Source organism: Actinacidiphila sp. bgisy167, from assembly GCF_057707665.1.
The window spans coordinates 1-18276 of sequence record NZ_JBYIQP010000011.1 but is presented as its reverse complement, the minus strand read 5'-3'; the positions used below and the strand labels follow the sequence as shown (position 1 = coordinate 18276).

The following is an 18276-nucleotide window of genomic DNA, read 5'->3' as shown; positions in this document are numbered from 1 at the left end:
CGTGAAGAAGATAGGGCGACAGTCATGCGGGCCCGAAGGTCAGCGGCCCTCCTGAAGGAGCACCAAGAACATCCGGGGGCCGTCACCCCTCGGTGTTGAGCCGCCCCGAGCGAAACGCCCCGACCTGGTGGGGCAGGCCGGCGAAGCCCGCTTCGGCGAGTGCCTCGGCGATGCCCGGCAGCGCCGCCATCAGGGCCACGAGGGGCGGATCCACCTCGACGCGGGTCCGGTCTCCGAGGTCTCGGACCCGAAGGTCCCGCGGGTGCAGCCCGGCCTCGGCCGCCAGCGCCCGTACGGCCGCTTCCGCGCGGTCCACGCGTGCCAGGCGGTAGGAGGTGACCTCGACGCCGTAGCGGACACGGCTGGCCAGGCAGGGAGTGGCAGGTTTGTCCCAGGTGGGCAGCGACCAGTGCCGGCTGAGGCGGCGTACGTCCGCCTTCGTCAGGGCGGCGTCCAGGAGGGGCGTGCGGATGCCGCGCTCCCGCCCGGCGCGGATGCCCGGGCGGTAGGGGTCCGCCGCGTCGTCGGCGTTGGTGCCGGTGGCCACCACGTCGAAGCCCCGCTCGCGAGCGAGTGCGGAGATGGTGTCCAGGACCTCGGACTTGCAGAAGTAGCACCGGTCGGGTCCGTTGGCCCGGTATCCGGCTCGGGCCAACTCATGGGTGCGCGGCGTCAGGTGGACGACGCCGAGGTCGTCGGCCAGGTGCCGCGCGCGGGAGAGTTCGCCGTCGGCCAGGCTCTCCGAGACGGCGGTGACGGCAAGGACCTGCTCCGGCCCGAGCGCCCGTGCCCCCGCGGCGAGGACGAGGGCGGAGTCGGCGCCGCCCGAGTACGCGACGGCGAGGGGACCGCCGAGGGCGCGCACGCGGTCCAGGAGCCGGCGCTCCAGTTCGTCGTCACTGCGCACAGGGTTCCTCCCGGTCCGTCATGCCTGCCCCTTCTCGGCTCAGACGCAGTGCGCGCGCGGCGACGACGCGCAGCGGCAGACCCAGATCCGCGGCCGCGGCCGCCAGGTCGTCGTACTCGGGCTTGGCCCCGTGCGGACCGTGTTTGATCCGGACGGGACGCCCCTCCACGTCGACGCTCTCGAAGGCGCGTGGCAGAACCGTGCGCGTCGCGCCGATCCGCCGGATGCCGAGGGTGCCGGTCTCGGCCAGGAGCAGGTCACGCAGCCGTCCTTCGTGGTGCGGGGCGGTGAGGACGTGCAGGACGTGCGCGGGCCGGCCCTTCTTCATCACCGCGGCCGTCGTCCAGGCGTCGAGTGCGCCCGCGTCCAGCGCGCGGCTGATGACGTGGCCGAGGAGCTCTCCGGTGACGTCGTCGAGGTTGGTCTCCAGAACGACCACTTCCTCGTTCCCTCCGGCCGGGGTCCGGGCGCCGAGGGTGACGGAGACGACGTTGGGCCGGTCGGGGAGGCTGCGTGTGCCCGCCCCGTAGCCGGTGCGGCCCAGCGTCATGGGCGGGGGCGGGCCGTACCGGGCGCTGACGGCGTGCAGCAGCGCGGCGCCCGTGGGTGTCACCGTCTCCCCGGGGAGGTCGCTGCCCTTGACGCTCGCGCCGGCCAGCAGGGCGAGTGTGGCGGGTGCCGGACAGGGCAGGACGCCGTGCGCGGAGTTCACCTCGCCCCGGCCGAGTGGCAGGGGCGCGCTCACGACCTCGGTGACGCCGAGGGCGTGCAGGGCCGCGGCGCTGCCGACGATGTCGACGAGCGCGTCGTGCCCGCCGAGTTCGTGGAGGTGGACGTCCGCCGGGTCGGTATCGTGCAGCCGCCCCTCCGCCTCGGCGACGGCGGTCAGGGCGGCGACGGCGATGTCCGCCACGGGCCGGGGAGCCGCCCGGGTGGCGAGGTCGAGCACCTCGGCGGCGCGGCGCTCGGTGTACGGATCGGAGACCTCCACGCGCACGCGGGTGGCGGACAGCCCGTGGTCGGTGACGCGTTCGGCCGTCAGGTCCCAGCCTGTCAGGCCGGTGGCGGCGACGGCGGCCCGGATCCGGTCGAGCGGTGCTCCCGCGTCGATCAGGGCGCCCAGCAACATGTCCCCGGCCAGTCCTGTGAAGGGGTTGATCCAGCAGATCATGCGCTGCCCCCGTGATCAGCCGTCGGGCGGGAGACGGCGATGCGGTGGACCGCCATGGCCGCGGAGAACCCCGAGTCGATGTTGACCACGGTCACTCCGGCCGCGCAGGAGGCGTGCATGGCGAGCAACGCGGTGACACCCTCCAGCGAGGCGCCGTACCCGGTGGAGACCGGCACCGCCACGACGGGGGCGCGCACGAGGCCGCCGACGACACTGGCGAGGGCGCCCTCCATGCCCGCGACGACGATCACCGCGTCGGCGGACCGCAGCAGTTCGCGGACCCGCAGGACGCGGTCGAGTCCCGCGACTCCCACGTCGTGGACGACCGTCGTCGCCAGCCCGACGGCGGATGCCACAGCGGTGGCCTCGGCGGCCACCGGGCGGTCGGACGTCCCGGCGGCGGCCACCACGACGTGGAAGCCGGCGGGGGCGGCCGGTCGCCACAGCAGCAGCCGGGCCTCCTCGTCGTACGATCCGGCGTCCACCCGCTCCAGGACGGCCGCCGCCGTGTCGGGGGCCACGCGGGTGGCGAGGACGGGCCCGCTGTTGTGCTCGAGGAGACCGGTGACGATGCCGGCGATCTGCGCCACGGTCTTGCCGGGGCCGTACACGACTTCCGGAAGCCCCTGCCGTGCCTCGCGGCCGATGTCGACTCGTGCGTACCCCAGATCCAGAACCTCGTTCACGCCCGGCCTCCTTCGACGTACGGGATGGTCTGCGGACCTTCCGGCAGAACGCACAAGCGGGCGTCGGGGCCCGCGGCGGCCAGCGCCTCCGCGACGGTGTCGGAGATGTCGTGGGTCTGCTCCAGATGCGCCGAGGCCAGCTCCGCGTCGCTGAGGAAGGAGGTGTGCATGATGACGCGGCTGCCCGACTGGATGCGGGCCTGGATCTGCACCTGCCACTGGTCGGGAACCGTCTCGGTCCGCGCGGTGATCTCGTCGAGCAGCGCCTGGGGGGAAGGGGCGGAGGCCAGCACACTGCGGTACGAGCCGTGGTCGGGGAAGCCGTCACGGCACTCGGCCGCGCACACGATCGTTCCTCCGGGCCGGACCACCTGATAGGCGGCCGACATTCCCTTGACCGCCTGGTAGAGGTTCTGGTCCAGCGGAAATCCGGAGTTGGTGGTGACCACGACGTCGAAGGGCGCCGGTACGGGGCGCATCGCCATCCGCGCGGCCGCGGCGGTGGCGGCGGCGTGCATCGGCAGCAGATCGCCGCCGAACGCGGCGACGACGTCCTTGTCGCGGTTGAGCACCACGTCCAGGGCGAAGGTGACACCGGTGGCCTCGGCGATGGCGCGGACGTCGTCGTGGACCGGGTTTCCCCGGGTGATGCCCCAGGTGGCGCGCGCGTCGCCGATGCGCGCCGCGTCGTGCAGCACGAGCACGGTCTCCAGGGCCGCGAGCCCCGGGGCGACGAGCTTCGGGCCGCCGGAGAAACCGGCGAAGAAGTGGGGTTCGACGAAGCCGGTGGTGATCCGGACGTCCGCCTCCGCCCACTCCCGGTTGAGCCACACCGGGACGCCGTTGCCGTGCCTGCCCATCCACTTCAGCTGCCCCGCGTCGCGGGCGTCGTGGTTGACGATGCGCACGGTGTCCACGATCTCGTCACCGAACATCGCCCTCAACTCGGACGTGTCGTTGCCGCGGTGGGTACCCGTCGCCACGAGGATCACCACGTCCTCCCGGTCGACCACGCCGTCCAGTTCGTCCAGGACGGCCGGGATCATCAGGCGCCGGGGCTGCGGACGGGTCCCGTCGCACGCCGAGATGGCGACCGTCTGCCCGGGGCGCACCCTCTCGCGCAGCGGGGGCCCGGCGACCGGGTCGCGCAGGGCCGCGCGCAGCACGGCCGCCTGGTCCGCGGCCGCCTTGTGGTGGACGGGCTCGACGACGGTCGTCCTGCGCGGATCGACGTCGATCTCGAGCCCCGACCGCCCGTAGGCGAGGCGCAGCTTCACCGGACCGCCTCCTCGGCCCCTTCGCCGCCGGTCCGCTCCCGCCTGCGGCCCGCGCCCAGGCGATAGGCGCGTTCCGCGGTCCCGCCGAAGACACGGGAGCGCTCGGCATCGGTGAGGCCGGTGGTCAGCGCCTCGGCGGCGGTGACGACCTCCTCGTAGGAGGCCGCGAGCAGGCACACCGGCCAGTCCGATCCGAACATCACCCGGTCCGGTCCGAAGGCGTCGAGCACCACGTCGGCGTAGGGACGCAGGGCGGCCACGTTCCAGTCGCGACCCGCCTCGGTGACCATGCCGGACAGTTTGCAGAACACGTTCGGACGCGCCGCCAGTTCGCGGATCAGCGAGGCCCAGGGCTCCGTCTCGCCGCCGGCGATGGGCGGCTTGGCCAGATGGTCGAGGACGAACGTGAGTTCCGGCAGCTCGCTGACGGCGGTGATGGCCGCGGGCAGCTGCCGGGGAACGACGAGCAGGTCATAGGCGAGGCCGGCGTCGGCCACCGTGCGCAGCCCGCGGCGCACGTCCGGACGTGTCAGCCAGCCCGGGTCCCGTTCGCCCTGCACGAGATGCCGCACGCCCGCCAGGAGTCCACCGCCGGGTGCCGCCCGCAGGGAGTCGAGCGTGTCGGTGAGCCGGTCCGATGTGAGGTCCGCCCAGCCCACGACACCGGCGACCGTCTCGTCCGCCTCCGCCAGCGCCAGGAAATCCGCGGTCTCGTCGGTGTCGGGCAGGACCTGGACCAGGATCGTGCGGTCGATGCCCGCCGCCGCGGCGGCGGGTGCCAGGTCCGCCAAGGTGAAGTCCCGTCGCACCGGGGCCATCCCGGGTGCGTCGAGCCACGCGTGCACACGGCGTCGAGGCCCGGTGCCGGCGAGCGGAGCGGGATCAAGGGAGGGGGAGGTGGTCGATGCCGGCCGCCAGATGTGGTGGTGTGCGTCGATCCTGTTCATCATCCGTTCCGTTCCATGGCGTCGAGCCTCGCCCAGAGCTCTTCGGGGATCGTCGCGGTGATGTGCGCGACGTTCACGGTGACCTCCTGCGCGCTGCGCGCGCCGATGACGACACCGGTGACAGCCGGGTGCCGCAGTGGAAAACGCAGTGCCGCCGCGGCCAGGGGGACGCCGTACTCGGCGCAGCATGCGCCGAGGGCGAGAGCGTGGCGGCGGACCGCCTCGGGGGCCGGCGCGTAGTCGTACATGGCGTCCGGCGCCAGATTCGCGAGGATGCCGCTGTTGAACACACCGCCGACCAGGACGCCCACCTTGCGTTCGGCGCACGCCGGGAGCAGTTCGTCGGCCGCGCTGCGATCCAGCAGGGAGTAGCGGCCGGCGACGAGCACGCAGTCGAGGTCGGTCTCGGTGACGAAACGGGTGAGCATCGCCGTCTGGTTCATACCCGCGCCGATCGCCCGTACCGCTCCCTCCGCGCGCAGCCGGGCCAGAGCCGGGTAGGCGCCCGTGACGGCCTCCTCCCAGTGCTCGTCCGGATCATGGAGGAGAACGATGTCGAAGGCGTCGAGACCGGAGCGCTCCAGGCTCTCGGCGAGCGAGCGGTAGACGCCTTCGGCACTGTAGTCCCGGACCCTGACGAGCCCGGGTGCGCCGTGGAAGGCCTCGTCGCCCGGAGCGGACGCGCCGGGTACGAGCAGCCGTCCGACCTTTGTCGACACCGTGTAGGCCGAGCGCGGGTGGCCGGCCCCGGTGAGGAAGGCGCCGAGCCGCCGCTCGGCGAGCCCGGCGCCGTAGTGCGGGGCGGTGTCGAAGTACCGGATCCCGGCCGTCCAGGCGGCTTCCAGCGTGTCGGCGGCCTGCCGCTCTCCCACGGCCGAGAACAGACCGCCGAGCGGCGCGGTGCCCACCCCGAGGCGGCTGACGGTCACGTCGGAACGTCCCAGAGGCACCCGCTCGGTGTACCAGGGTCCTTCTGCGGAGAGCATCAGGCCTGCCCGAGGACGTGCCGCTGACGGCCGAGCCGGTCGATCGCCGCCTCGACCACGTCGCCGGGCCGCAGGTAGGCGAAGTCGTTGGCGCCGAAGGCGACCCCGGCCGGGGTGCCGGTGTTGATCACGTCGCCGGGATCGAGCACCATGAACTGGCTGAGGTACCACACGATGTGGTGCACACCGAAGACCATGTCCTTGGTGTGGCCGTCCTGGCGCAATTCGCCGTTGACCCACAGCCGCATCCCGAGGTCCTGGGGGTCCCCGGCCTCATCGGGCGTCACCAGCCAGGGACCGAGCGGATTGAACGTCTCGCAGGACTTCCCCTTGTCCCACTGCCCGCCGCGCTCGTGCTGGAAGGAGCGCTCGCTGACGTCGTCGGCGATGGCGTACCCCGCGATCACCTCGGCAGCGGCGTCGGGGGACTCCAGATAGCGGGCGGTCCGGCCGATGACGGCAGCGAGTTCGATCTCGTAGTCCGTCGCGGTGCTGGTGCGCGGTACGAGGACGGTGTCGTCGGGTCCGACGACCGTGTTGGAGGCCTTCATGAAGACCACCGGCTCCGTCGGCAGGGGCGTCGCGGTCTCCGCGGCGTGATCGACGTAGTTGAGTCCGACGCACACGACCTTTCCGGGACGCGCCACGGGAGCACCGGTGCGCAGGCCGGTGAGGTCGGCGCGCGGGAGGGCGCCGTCGGTCAGGGCGGTGCGGACGCGGTCCGGGCCGTCGCCGGCCAGGAAGGCCCCGTCGATGTCGCCCGTGAGCGGTGTCAGGTCGTAGGCGACGCCGTCGGCGTCGAGGACGGCGGGACGCTCGCGGCCCACGGGGCCGACGCGCAGGAATCTCATGGCGGGTGCTCCTTGCTCGTGACGCGTGCCCGTCCGTGACCGGCACGCCCCGGGCGGTCTTCGGGTGGGGCCTCGGGTGTCGGTCAGTGCGGGTCGCCTGCGGCGCCGCCCGGGACGTCGCCGTCGGGTTCCAGGTGCTCGCGCAGCCATTGCTCGGTGGTGCTGACGTGCAGGAGGGCGGCCGCTTCGGCCAGAGCGGCGTCGCCGGCGGCCAATGCCCGGAGAATGGTTTCGTGCTCGGCCACGGTGCGTCCCGCGGCGTCCTCGTCGACCAGTCCGCGCCAGACGCGGGCATGCAGTGTCCGGCCGGAGATCCCCTCCAGCACGGTGGCGAGGGTGGCGTTGCCGGTGGCGGCGACGACCGCGCGATGGAACGCGGCGTCGTGCTCGGTGAGCAGTTCCACGTCGTCGCGGGTCGCCCGCATCGCCTCCAGATGCCGTTCGACCTCCGCCAGCCCCGCGGGCGAGATCCGTGTGGCGGCGAGCCCGGTGGCGACCGGTTCGAAGAGCCGGCGTATCTCGGTCAGCTCCAGCAGGGTGTCACCGCGCAGCAACTCCACCGCGGAGCCGATGCTGCTCAGCAGCAACTCGGGTTCCAGACTGGTCACATACGTTCCGTCACCGCGGCGGATCTCCAACACCCGTGCGACGACCAGCGCTTTCACCGCCTCTCGCATCAGGTTGCGGGAGAGGCCCAGCTCCGTGGCCAGCTGCTGCTCGGGAGGGAGTTTGGCCCCCGGCCGCAGCTCACCGGATTGGATGAGGTCCCTGATGCGGTCGATCGCCTTGTCCGTCAATGACATCCGTTGCCCCCTGATGGCTGCTCAGGCGGCGGCAGCGTAGCAATACATCCCATCGCTGCGGAAGACATGGGATGGCCGGTCCCTGCTCTGCGGATCGAGAGTTTCGCATGTGTGCAGGTCGAAAGCTTGACGGAAACCTTTGCCGTCCGAGGGTATGGACACCGACTCGAGTCGACCCTATAAATCCATCCAATGTCCGAGTGCCGTAGCGCGACGGACATCTAGCCGACACATGAGGACGGGTGGTTGCCATGATGCCGGGACAGAACCATCACCTCCGCACCGGAGGTGGCGGAAGCCATGACTGAGGTGATCACGGCCGTCGAGGCGGTCGACGTACGGTTCCCTACCTCGCGTGAGCTCGACGGCTCCGACGCCATGAACCCCGAGCCCGACTACTCGGCCGCCTATGTGACCGTCCGCACGAGCGCGGGGGAGGAGGGGTACGGGCTCGCCTTCACCGTCGGACGCGGGAACGACGTCGAGGTGGCCGCCGTACGCGCCCTGGCCCCGCTCGTGGAGGGACTGCCGGTGCAGGAGGTGCTGGCCGATCTCGGCGGCTTCTCGCGGCGCCTGACCGGAGACAGCCAACTGCGGTGGCTCGGCCCGGAGAAGGGGGCCATCCACATGGCCGCCGCGGCGATCGTCAACGCGGTCTGGGACCTGTACGGGCGCCGCACCGGAAAGCCGGTCTGGCGGCTTCTCGCCGAACTCTCCCCCGAGCAGCTCGTCGACCTCGTCGACTTCCGCTACCTCGAGGACGCCCTCACCCGTGACGAGGCCCTGGAGATCCTGCGGCGCGCCGAGCCCGGCCGGGCCCGGCGCACCGCGCACCTGCTGGAGCACGGCTACCCCGCGTACACCACCACCCCCGGGTGGCTCGGCTATGACGACGAGAAACTGGTGCGGCTGGCCAAGGAGGCGGTCGCCGAGGGCTTCGGCCAGATCAAGCTGAAGGTCGGCGCCGACCGCGAGGCGGACGAACGCCGCATGCGGCTGGCGCGCGAAGCGGTGGGCCCGGACGTCAGGATCGCCGTCGACGCCAACCAGGCATGGGGGGTCCAGCAGGCGATCGACTGGATGGCCGCGCTGGCGCCCTACGACCCGTACTGGATCGAGGAACCCACCTCCCCGGACGACATCCTCGGCCATGCCGCCATCCGCAGGGCGCTGTCGCCGGTCAAGGTGGCCACCGGCGAACACACCCACAACCAGGTGATGTTCAAGCAACTGCTCCAGGCGGACGCGCTCGACGTGCTGCAGCTCGACGCCAGCCGCACCGCCGGCGTCACCGAGAACGTCGCCATCCTCCTGCTCGCCGCCAAGTTCGGTGTCCCGGTCTGCCCGCACGCCGGAGGGGTCGGACTGTGCGAGATGGTGCAGCACCTGGCGATGTTCGACTACGTGGCCGTCAGCGGCACCACCGAGGACCGGGTGATCGAGTACGTGGACCACCTGCACGAGCACTTCACCGACCCCGTCCGCATCCGCGACGGCCGCTACCTCGCTCCCGAGGCGCCCGGAATCAGCGCCGAACTGCGAACGCGGTCCCTGGAGGAACACCGCTACCCCGACGGACCGGTGTGGAGCGCGGAGGCCGACGCATGAGCGGCGAGTTCGCGGGGCTCAAGGCCCTGGTCACCGGAGGCGCCTCCGGCATCGGGCTGGCCACCGCCCGTCTGCTCGCGGCGCGGGGCGCCCGTGTCGCCTGCCTCGACCTCACCCCGGACGAGCTTCCCGAACCCCTCGTCGGCATCCGCGCGGACGTCGCCGACGACGTGAGCGTCCGGGCCGGCGTCGAGGAGGCCGCGCGGGTGCTCGACGGCATCGACGTCCTGATCAACAACGCCGGGATCGGCGCCCAGGGCACGATCGAGGACAACACCGACGAGGAGTGGCACCGGGTTTTCGACGTCAACGTCGTCGGCATGGTCCGGGTGACCCGGGCGGCCCTTCCCCACCTGCGCCGCTCCCGTCAGGCGTCCGTCGTCAACACCTGTTCCATCGCCGCCACCGCCGGACTGCCGGACCGGGCGCTGTACTCCGCGACGAAGGGCGCCGTGCTCGCCCTGACCCGGGCGACCGCCGCTGACCTCGTGCCCGACGGCATCCGTGTGAACTGCGTGAATCCGGGGACCGCCGACACGCCGTGGATCGGCCGCCTCCTCGATCGTGCGGCCGACCCCGACGCCGAGCGCGCGGCCCTGTGCGCACGCCAGCCCATGGGCCGCCTCGTCTCCGCGGACGAGGTCGCCGCTGCCGTCGCCTACCTCGCGAGCCCGTCGTCCGGCTCGACCACCGGCACGGACCTCGCCGTCGACGGCGGCATGGAAGGTCTGCGGCTTCGCCCGCGCGCCTGAAGCGGCCCCCTCCCTCACCCGCGGTACCGGCACCCGCTCCCGCACCCGCCGGCGTACCGCTCTAACCGCGACTCACCCGGCAAGGAGAACGAGCAATGGAGCTCAGATTCACCCGGCACGCCTTCCTCGGCGGCACCGCCGCCCTGACCGTCCTCGCGCTCACCGCCTGCGGCGGCTCAGGACCCGCGTCGGGGGCGGGCGGCGGCGGTTCGACGGTCATCGGGGTCGACTACCCGCGCTCGGACACCGACTTCTGGAACTCATACATCAAGTACACCCCCGAGTTCGCCAAGGAACTCGGACTGGAGCTGAAGACCACCAACTCGCAGAACGACGTCGCCAAACTCACCGCCAACGCACAGACCTTCATCAGCCAGGGCGTCAAGGGGGTCGCCATGGCGCCCCAGGACACCGCGGCCATCGCGCCCACGCTGGCGCAGATGGAAGCCAAGAAGATACCGGTCGTCACGGTGGACACCCGCCCGGACACGGGCAAGGTCTACATGGTGGTCCGTGCCGACAACCGCGCCTACGGAGAGAAGGCCTGCCAGTTCCTCGGCACCAAGCTGGGCGGCAAGGGCAAGGTCGTCATGCTCCAGGGCGACCTCGCGTCGATCAACGGCCGTGACCGCACCGAGGCCTTCAACGCGTGCATGAAGAAGAACTTCCCCGACATCAAGGTCTTCGGTGAAGCCACCAACTGGGACGGAGCGGTGGCCGCGCAGAAGCTGCAGACGGACCTGACGGCCCACCCCGACATCAAGGGCGTCTACATGCAGTCCAGCTTCGCGCTCGCCGGCACCCTCCAGGTGCTCAAGCAGAAGAACCTCCTGGTGGGCCCCGAGGACAAGAAGCACGTGTACATCGTCTCCAACGACGGGATCCCCGAGGAGCTCAAGAACATCGGCGAGGGGAAGATCGACGCCACCGTCTCCCAGCCGGCCGACCTCTACGCGAAGTACGCCCTCTATTACCTCAAGGCGGCGATCGACGGCAAGACGTTCCAGCCCGGCCCGACCGACCACGACAGCACCATCATCCAGGTGCGTGACGGCCTGTTGGAGGACCAGCTCTCCGCTCCCCTCGTGACCGCGGACGGCGGCACCTACGGCGGGGTTCCCAGCCTCAAGAGCGACGACTCGTCCCTGTGGGGCAACAACCTCGGCTGAGCGGAAAGGCGACACACAAGCATGGTTACGGCTCACCCCGTCGCCCAGGCGGTGGGGATCACGAAGCGGTTCGGGCCCACGGTCGCGCTGCATGACGCCGGCATCACGATCATGCCCGGCCAGACGCACGCGCTCGTGGGGCGCAACGGGGCGGGGAAGTCCACCCTGGTCTCCGTCCTCACGGGACTTCAGGCACCGGACGAGGGATCGGTGTCCTTCGGGGGCGAGCCTGCGCCGCGGCTCGCGGACCGGGACGCCTGGCGGGAGCGGGTGGCCTGCGTCTACCAGAAGTCCACCATCATCCCCCAGCTCACCGTGGCGGAGAACCTCTTCCTGAACCGGCACGGCCGTGGCCGCGGAGGCCTGATCAGCTGGCGAACGGTCCGCGACAGGGCACGCGAGGTGCTGCGGACGTGGTCGGTCGACGTCGACGTGCGCGTTCCCGCCGGCGAACTCGACATCGAGCAGCGGCAGTTCGTCGAGATCGCCCGGGCGCTGTCGTTCGGCGCGCGCTTCATCATCCTCGACGAACCGACCGCACAGCTGGACGGAGCAGCCATCGGGCGGCTGTTCGCCCGGATCCGCGACCTCCAGCAGCAGGGCATCACCTTCCTGTTCATCAGCCATCACCTCCAGGAGGTCTACGAGATCTGCGACACGGTGACGGTGTTCCGGGACGCCCGGCACATCCTGACGGCGCCCGTGGCCGAACTTCCCCGTGCCCAGCTCGTGGCCGCCATGACCGGCGAAGGCGCCACCAAGGGGACCGGCGGGGCAGGCCGCCGCCCGGTGCCCGCCGCATCCCCGGCGGCGCTCGCGGTGGAGGACGCCGTCGTCGAGGGCGCCTACCAGGACGTGTCCTTCACGGTCCGCGGCGGGGAGATCGTCGGGTTGGCGGGCGCGGCCGGCAGCGGCCGCACGGAGGTCGCCGAGACAGTCGTCGGACTGCGGTCCGCCGACAGGGGTACGGTGCGGATCGCGGGGGTCCGCCCGCGGCCGGGCAGCGTGCCGGCCGCGCTGCGGGCGGGAGTGGGATTCGTCCCGCAGGACCGCCACCACCAGGGACTGGTACCGCAGATGTCCATCGCCGACAACGGGACGTTGACCATCCCCGAGCGGCTCGGCCCGCATGGTCTCATCGACGGCCGCCGCCGGGACGCCTACGCCCGCTCCATGATCGAGAGGCTGGCGATCAAGGCACCGGGACCCCACCTGCCCGTCTCCGGGCTCTCCGGAGGCAACCAGCAGAAGGTCGTGATGGCCCGGGCCATGGCCAACGATCCGAACGTGCTGGTGCTGATCAATCCGACCGCCGGCGTCGACGTGCGGTCCAAGGAGTTCCTCCTCGGCAAGGTCGCGGAGATCGCCGGGTCCGGCACCGGAGTGCTCATCGCCTCCGACGAACTGGACGACCTGCGCATCTGTGACCGGGTCCTGGTGATGTTCCAGGGCCGTGTCGTGGCCGAGAGGGCCGGTGGCTGGCACGACCACGAGCTCGTGGCCGCGATGGAAGGAGTGGACCTCGATGTCTGACAGCGCGACCGCGGCTGCCGCGACGACCCCGAACGGCGGCCCGCCGGAGCCCGGGAGCGAGCAGCCGACCACCAGGGATCAAGGAGGACGCAGGATCGCCTTCGCGCGGCTGCGCGACCTCGCGCTCGTTCCCGCGATCATCGTCATGGCGATCGTCGGACAACTCGTCAACCCGGTGTTCCTTCAGGCCGACAACCTGATCAACGTCCTGCAGACCATGTCCGAGATCGCGCTCCTGGTCCTCGCTCAGACCCTGGTGCTGATCGTCAAGAAAATGGACCTCTCCCTGGAGTCGACCGTCGGAATCGCGCCCGGGGTCGCGGCGTGGCTCACCGTACCCGCCGGCGCCACGCACGGCATCGGCCTGCTGCCCGGCGGATGGTCCGTGCCCGTCACCCTGGCGGTCGGCGTGCTGATCGGCGTGATCAACGCCCTGTTCATCATCCGGTTCGGACTCAACGGCTTCATCGTGACGCTCGGCATGCTCATCGTGCTCCGCGGCGTCCTGACCGGGATCTCCGGCGGCCAGACGTTCTTCCAACTGCCACCGTCGATGCTCTACCTCGGCACCGCCCAGTGGGCCGGCATGCCCGCTTCGGTCTGGATCTGCCTGCTCCTGTTCGCCGTCGGGATCGTGGTGCTCGGCTTCACCAGTTTCGGCCGCTCCCTCTACGCCATCGGCGGCAACGTCGACGCGGCCAAGGCCGCCGGCATCCGCACCGACCGGGTCCTGTGGACGGTCATCGTCGCCGCCAGCGTCCTCGCAGCGCTCAGCGGCCTGCTGCTCTCGGGGCGCCTGGCCTCGGTGGCCTCCGCCCAGGGCAACGGCTACATCTTCACCGTCTTCGCCGCAGCCGTCATCGGCGGCATCAGCCTCAACGGCGGCAAGGGCACCATGTTCGGCGCCTTCACCGGCATCCTGCTCCTGTTCATGATCCAGAACGTCCTCACCCTCGGCGGCGTCCCCGCACAGTGGATCGGCGCCCTCAACGGCACGATCATCCTCATCGCCCTGGCGCTCTCCCGCATCACGGGAGGAAAGGTCCAGGACTGAGCGACGCCCCCCGAACACGCACGCCCTCGATGTCCGGCCCGCACCCGCGACCGAAAGGCATGGCAATCCATGGAACGAAGAGAGTTCCTCGTCGCCTCCGCAGCCGCGTCCGCCGCTCTGGCCGCCGGCCTCCCCGCTGTGGAGGCGACCGCGGCCCCGCTTCCCGCCCCCGCTGCGCCGCCCGGCCCCGCCGGCGAGGCCTCCGCCCTCACCCTGTGGTACGACAAGCCCGCCGGACAGTGGCTGGAGGCTCTGCCGCTCGGCAACGGCCGCCTCGGCGCCATGGTGTTCGGCGGCGTCGACACCGAACAGCTCCAGCTCAACGAGGACACCCTGTGGGCCGGCGGCCCCTACGAACCCGCCAACCCGCGGGGCCTGGCCGCCCTCCCGGAGATCCGGCGCAGGGTCTTCGCCGGGGAGTGGAGCGCCGCGCAGAGTCTGATCGACTCCTCCTTCATGGGCACCCCGGTCGGCGAGCTGATGTACCAGACCGTCGGCAACCTGCGCCTGACCGTCCCGGGCGCGGGCGAGGTCACCGGCTACCGCCGCGAGCTGAACCTCGACACGGCCGTCGCGACCACCACGTACGCCCGCGGCGGCGTCACATACCGGCGCGAGGTGTTCGCCAGCCACCCGGATCAGGTGATCGTGGTCCGGCTCACCGCCGACACCCGCGGCAGCCTGTCCTTCACCGCCGCCTTCGACAGTCCGCAGCAGGTCCGGACGGACTCCCCGGACCCGATGACCGTGGGGCTGGAGGGGACCGGACAGACCCGCGAGGGGGTGACCGGCCAGGTCCGCTTCCGCGCCCTGGTCCGCGCCCACACCGAGGGCGGCACCGTGAGCAGCGCGAACGGCACGCTCACGGTGAACGGGGCCGACGCGGTGACGCTGCTGGTGTCCGTCGGCACCAGCTACAACGACTACCAGGACGCATCCGGCGACCACCGCGCCCGCGCCGAGGGCCCGTTGAACGCCGCGGGCGGCACCCCGTACGGGCGGCTGCGCTCCCGGCACGTGGCCGACCACCGCGCGCTCTTCCGCCGTGTCACGCTCGACCTCGGCACCACCGAGGCGGCGGGCGCGCCGACCGACCGGCGGGTCGCGGCCTTCGCCCAGGGAGACGACCCGCAACTGGTCGCCCTGCACTACCAGTACGGCCGCTACCTGCTGATCGCCTCCTCCCGTCCGGGCACCCAGCCCGCGAATCTGCAGGGCATCTGGAACGACCAGCTGTCCCCGCCCTGGGACTCCAAGTACACGATCAACATCAACACGGAGATGAACTACTGGCCGGCGCCCTCCACCAACCTCCTGGAGTGCTGGGAGCCGATCTTCGCTCTCCTCGACGACCTCGCGGAGGCGGGGCAGAAGACCGCTCGGGTGCAGTACGGCGCCGACGGCTGGGTGGCCCACCACAACACCGACGCCTGGCGTGGGACCGCGCCCGTGGACGGCGCCTTCTGGGGGATGTGGCCCACCGGCGGCGCCTGGCTGGCGACGTCCGTGTGGGAGCACTACCGCTTCACCGGTGACCGGGAAGCCCTGCGCCGCCGGCTGCCCGTGGTGGAGGGAGCGGTCCGCTTCTTCCTCGACTCGCTCGTCCCCGACCCCGGCACGGGCCACCTGGTGACCTGTCCCTCCGTGTCACCGGAGAACGCCCACCACGGCGGCGTGTCGGTGTGCGCGGGACCGACCATGGACAACCAGATCCTGCGTGACCTGTTCGACGGGTACCTGGCGGCCTGCGACGCCCTCGGCGACACCAGCCCCTACGCCGACCTGGTGCGTGCGGCCCGGGCCCAACTGCCCCCGATGAAGATCGGCGCTCTGGGACAGCTGCAGGAATGGCAGGACGACTGGGACGCCGGAGCCCCGGAGCGCCAGCACCGCCACGTCTCGCACCTGTACGGCCTGCACCCGAGCAACCAGATCACCAAGCGCGGTACGCCGGACCTCTTCCAGGCCGCGCTGAAGACGCTGGAGCTGCGCGGGGACGCCGGAACCGGCTGGTCCCTCGCCTGGAAGATCAACTTCTGGGCGCGTGCCGAGGACGGCGCCCGCTCCTACAAGCTGCTCGGCGACCTCCTCACGCCCGGCCGCACCGCGCCGAACCTGTTCGACCTCCACCCGCCCTTCCAGATAGACGGCAACTTCGGCGCCACCGCCGGCGTGACCGAATGGCTGCTCCAGTCCCACACCGACGAGGTCCACCTGCTGCCCGCACTGCCCCCGCAGCTGCCGGACGGCCGCGTCACGGGCCTGCTCGCCCGCGGGGGCCTGACCGTCGATCTCACCTGGCGCGACGGCACGTTGTCGCAGGCCCGGCTCACGGCCCGGCACGGCGGCACCGTCCGCCTGCGCACGGCCGCTCCGGTCGATGTGCACCCCACCGGTCCCCACGGCCGGGTCGCCGTGGAACGTCCGGAGAGCACCGTCGTCGTCTTCGAGGCCGCGGCGCGCGGCGACTACGTGATCACGCCGCGCTGACACCGCAAAGCGCCGCTCGCGCCCGCCGGGCCTCATGTCTCGGCGGGCGCGGGCGGCGCGCCCTTCGACGGGGTGCCGCAGAGACGGTGGATGAGTAAGGGAGCGGGGCCATGTGGTGAGGTGTGGGGCGGTGACCCACTCCGACAGCAAGGAGCGTTTCCTCCGATGACCACACAGTCCGCAGGTCCTGGGCGCGGCCGACTCGAGACCGCCGCCGCGACGGATGTCGCGCCGTTCACGGCTTCTCTCGTCAAAGCGGTGTTCAGGGACGTGACCCCGATGCACGTCTCCCGGTCGGCCGCGTGGGCCGCCGCGTCGGTGACGCGGACGGTGCTGACGGAGATCATCGACGGCGCGAGGAGAGCGGCGGCGGAGCAGGCCCGGAAGAAGCTGATCCCCGCGGACCTCCTCTCGGCGCTCGACCGGAACGTCGAGCTCGACGTGGGGACGAAGTGGTACGACCACAGCCCGACGTTCCGAAACCTGACCGGTGTCCTCCACGACGCCGAGGGCGCCGTCGTGCCTTCTCGCCGGCGCCGTGGGTCCCGCAGGCCGAGTGCCGTTGCCGGCGCCCACAGGTTCCAGGCCGGGGTCAGGAAGCTGCTGCGGAGCCGGGGAGTGACGGCCGTCCCGGCGATGGTCCGCGACCTGGACGGGATCGCGAGCGTGTTCCTGACGGACCTTGCCCGAGACGCGGCCATGGTCGTCCGCGAGGGCGGGGTCAGACGTTTCGGCACGGTCACCCTGGCGATGCCGGGCGAACCGGCCCCCTCCCCGTTCCTCACGGATTCCCACCGGGCCCTGGCCACCCGCAGCGGGGACGGGCGGACCATCGGCAGGGATGACGTCCTGGCCGCCACCGGGATGCAGTTGTTCGGCGGCGACATCAGGCAGCGAGCCCTCACCGCGGCACGCGAGGCGACGCAGAGCACGTCGGCCGGCTGAGCGGGTGCGGCCGGCGCCCGCACCCCGAGCGGGGCCGTCCCGACCTGCCCACCGACATCACCCGCAGCCGCTTCGGTGGGCAACTATGCTCGGAGCGACACACTGGGTACGTCGGCTTCCTTACGTGGCTCTGTCAGCTATCTGGTTGAGAAGGTCTTTGTACTCCGAGTGGCCTCGCACAGATCGGCAACTCCCACTCTTCGAGTCGACGACGAATCCGGGGCTGCCGCCGAACCTTGGCCTCCCGTTCGGGGCCGGTGGATTCACGGTGATCTGGAACAGGTAGAGGCCCGAACTTGAAATCCCTCGAAAGCGAAACCCCCACTGGAATCCGTCGCCTTTGGGGAGACGGCGGGATGCGAATTCTTGCGCGGTAACCGTGGCGTCCTCCAGCGTTATCACTGCGGACCGCCTCCCGTGTGCATGTAATCCTGGTGCCGTTTCGTGTATCCGCTGAACTGCCCGTCAAGGAACTCCACGTACTCTCCATGGTTCACTGCATTAGGGTGTTGGTGATGTTCCGCGTGCCGGCGCCACCCGCAGCGGTGGTCGGGTGAGTGTAGGACACCCTCCCATACGGATGTTGCGCACGTATCAAGCTGAAGCTTTCCCTCTACTCGGCCGGGAGCGGTCCGGATCCAGCCAGGGCGTCGATTCCGGTGGATGTCCACCGCCGATGCCCGACAAGACCTGGCCATCGTGGTAAGCGGGACCCGGTGAACTGCGTGGCAAGCATGCCTGCTTCGAGGAGGCCCGCACGCCTGCGGACCGGCCGCTTGCGTGAGACGGCCAAGGCGTAGCCGATCTGACGGCTCTCCAGACCTCGTTACCGGTGACCCATGCGGCCGATACGCCTGCGTCCAGAGCCCGGGCGACCATCCCGGTGGCCAGCGGGCTTGGTGGCGAACCTCAAGTCCTCCGGGGATTCCCGCCGCCCGACACCGGTTGAGGTCCTGCGTCCAGGAGCGCGGAGCGTACAGGCGCCCGTTCCGGTGCTCGCTCCAGTGCCGCCACGCATCACCGCGAGGCAGGAGCGGCTCCAGCGCTCCCACTCCGCATTCGCCGGTTACCTCGGCCGACCACACGGCAGCCTCAAG

The 18276-nt window shown here is 71.4% G+C and carries 15 protein-coding genes; 7 read left to right on the top strand and 8 right to left on the bottom strand.

Features of this window, described 5'->3' with window-relative positions; all coding sequences use genetic code 11:
* Positions 1-82 precede the first annotated feature (82 nt).
* The 8 genes from larE to AC3ET4_RS06600 all read right to left on the bottom strand — a co-directional run bounded on the left by larE (position 83) and on the right by AC3ET4_RS06600 (position 7628).
* Positions 83-907: an ATP-dependent sacrificial sulfur transferase LarE gene (larE, locus tag AC3ET4_RS06635; protein ID WP_431946913.1), complete on the bottom strand. Its 825-nt coding sequence runs from the start codon at positions 905-907 to the stop codon at positions 83-85.
* A complete protein-coding gene (larC, locus tag AC3ET4_RS06630; RefSeq protein WP_431946911.1) occupies positions 897-2078 on the bottom strand; it encodes a nickel pincer cofactor biosynthesis protein LarC in 1182 nt (393 codons plus the stop codon). Before larC ends, larE begins: the two co-directional genes overlap by 11 nt.
* Entirely contained in the window at positions 2075-2764 is a 690-nt protein-coding gene (gene larB, locus AC3ET4_RS06625; protein WP_431946909.1) for a nickel pincer cofactor biosynthesis protein LarB, read from the bottom strand. The genes larC and larB overlap by 4 nt, the downstream gene beginning before the upstream one ends.
* Positions 2761-4041 carry a nickel-dependent lactate racemase gene (larA, locus tag AC3ET4_RS06620; protein WP_431946907.1) on the bottom strand — a complete coding sequence of 427 codons (1281 nt, stop codon included), beginning with the start codon at positions 4039-4041 and terminating at the stop codon, positions 2761-2763. The genes larB and larA overlap by 4 nt, the downstream gene beginning before the upstream one ends.
* Positions 4038-4988 carry an amidohydrolase family protein gene (locus AC3ET4_RS06615; RefSeq protein ID WP_431947023.1) on the bottom strand — a complete coding sequence of 317 codons (951 nt, stop codon included), beginning with the start codon at positions 4986-4988 and terminating at the stop codon, positions 4038-4040. Before AC3ET4_RS06615 ends, larA begins: the two co-directional genes overlap by 4 nt.
* The gene (locus tag AC3ET4_RS06610) at positions 4988-5974 is read right to left on the bottom strand and encodes an aldo/keto reductase (RefSeq protein ID WP_431946905.1); all 987 of its coding nucleotides are present in this window, start codon (positions 5972-5974) and stop codon (positions 4988-4990) included. The genes AC3ET4_RS06615 and AC3ET4_RS06610 overlap by 1 nt, the downstream gene beginning before the upstream one ends.
* Positions 5974-6825 (bottom strand): fumarylacetoacetate hydrolase family protein, encoded by an 852-nt coding sequence (locus AC3ET4_RS06605; RefSeq protein ID WP_431946903.1) that lies wholly within the window; start codon positions 6823-6825, stop codon positions 5974-5976. The genes AC3ET4_RS06610 and AC3ET4_RS06605 overlap by 1 nt, the downstream gene beginning before the upstream one ends.
* A gap of 83 nt (positions 6826-6908) precedes the next feature.
* Complete coding sequence (locus AC3ET4_RS06600) at positions 6909-7628, bottom strand: FadR/GntR family transcriptional regulator (protein WP_431946901.1); 720 nt, start codon at positions 7626-7628, stop codon at positions 6909-6911.
* A 300-nt stretch (positions 7629-7928) separates the two neighbouring features.
* Between AC3ET4_RS06600 and AC3ET4_RS06595 the strand changes: the two genes are divergently transcribed.
* The 7 genes from AC3ET4_RS06595 to AC3ET4_RS06565 all read left to right on the top strand — a co-directional run bounded on the left by AC3ET4_RS06595 (position 7929) and on the right by AC3ET4_RS06565 (position 17179).
* Complete coding sequence (locus AC3ET4_RS06595; RefSeq protein ID WP_431946899.1) at positions 7929-9236, top strand: enolase C-terminal domain-like protein; 1308 nt, start codon at positions 7929-7931, stop codon at positions 9234-9236.
* Positions 9233-9988 (top strand): SDR family NAD(P)-dependent oxidoreductase, encoded by a 756-nt coding sequence (locus AC3ET4_RS06590; RefSeq protein WP_431946897.1) that lies wholly within the window; start codon positions 9233-9235, stop codon positions 9986-9988. The genes AC3ET4_RS06595 and AC3ET4_RS06590 overlap by 4 nt, the downstream gene beginning before the upstream one ends.
* 95 nt (positions 9989-10083) lie before the next feature.
* Positions 10084-11157: a sugar ABC transporter substrate-binding protein gene (locus AC3ET4_RS06585; RefSeq protein WP_431946894.1), complete on the top strand. Its 1074-nt coding sequence runs from the start codon at positions 10084-10086 to the stop codon at positions 11155-11157.
* A gap of 21 nt (positions 11158-11178) precedes the next feature.
* Entirely contained in the window at positions 11179-12690 is a 1512-nt protein-coding gene (locus AC3ET4_RS06580) for a sugar ABC transporter ATP-binding protein (protein ID WP_431946892.1), read from the top strand.
* Positions 12683-13744 (top strand): ABC transporter permease, encoded by a 1062-nt coding sequence (locus AC3ET4_RS06575; RefSeq protein ID WP_431946890.1) that lies wholly within the window; start codon positions 12683-12685, stop codon positions 13742-13744. The genes AC3ET4_RS06580 and AC3ET4_RS06575 overlap by 8 nt, the downstream gene beginning before the upstream one ends.
* Positions 13745-13813: 69 nt before the next feature.
* Positions 13814-16234, top strand: coding sequence for a glycoside hydrolase family 95 protein (locus AC3ET4_RS06570; RefSeq protein ID WP_431946888.1), 2421 nt, complete (start codon positions 13814-13816; stop codon positions 16232-16234).
* A gap of 165 nt (positions 16235-16399) precedes the next feature.
* Positions 16400-17179 carry a hypothetical protein gene (locus AC3ET4_RS06565; protein WP_431946886.1) on the top strand — a complete coding sequence of 260 codons (780 nt, stop codon included), beginning with the start codon at positions 16400-16402 and terminating at the stop codon, positions 17177-17179.
* The last annotated feature ends 1097 nt before the right edge of the window (positions 17180-18276 follow it).

Coding starts and splice junctions, on each gene's coding strand:
- larC (WP_431946911.1), bottom strand. CDS start 2,078: ATGATCTGCTGGATCAACCCCTTCACAGGACTGGCCGGGGACATGTTG.
- AC3ET4_RS06615 (WP_431947023.1), bottom strand. CDS start 4,988: ATGAACAGGATCGACGCACACCACCACATCTGGCGGCCGGCATCGACC.
- AC3ET4_RS06610 (WP_431946905.1), bottom strand. CDS start 5,974: ATGCTCTCCGCAGAAGGACCCTGGTACACCGAGCGGGTGCCTCTGGGA.
- AC3ET4_RS06605 (WP_431946903.1), bottom strand. CDS start 6,825: ATGAGATTCCTGCGCGTCGGCCCCGTGGGCCGCGAGCGTCCCGCCGTC.
- AC3ET4_RS06600 (WP_431946901.1), bottom strand. CDS start 7,628: ATGTCATTGACGGACAAGGCGATCGACCGCATCAGGGACCTCATCCAA.
- AC3ET4_RS06595 (WP_431946899.1), top strand. CDS start 7,929: ATGACTGAGGTGATCACGGCCGTCGAGGCGGTCGACGTACGGTTCCCT.
- AC3ET4_RS06590 (WP_431946897.1), top strand. CDS start 9,233: ATGAGCGGCGAGTTCGCGGGGCTCAAGGCCCTGGTCACCGGAGGCGCC.
- AC3ET4_RS06585 (WP_431946894.1), top strand. CDS start 10,084: ATGGAGCTCAGATTCACCCGGCACGCCTTCCTCGGCGGCACCGCCGCC.
- AC3ET4_RS06580 (WP_431946892.1), top strand. CDS start 11,179: ATGGTTACGGCTCACCCCGTCGCCCAGGCGGTGGGGATCACGAAGCGG.
- AC3ET4_RS06575 (WP_431946890.1), top strand. CDS start 12,683: ATGTCTGACAGCGCGACCGCGGCTGCCGCGACGACCCCGAACGGCGGC.
- AC3ET4_RS06570 (WP_431946888.1), top strand. CDS start 13,814: ATGGAACGAAGAGAGTTCCTCGTCGCCTCCGCAGCCGCGTCCGCCGCT.
- AC3ET4_RS06565 (WP_431946886.1), top strand. CDS start 16,400: ATGACCACACAGTCCGCAGGTCCTGGGCGCGGCCGACTCGAGACCGCC.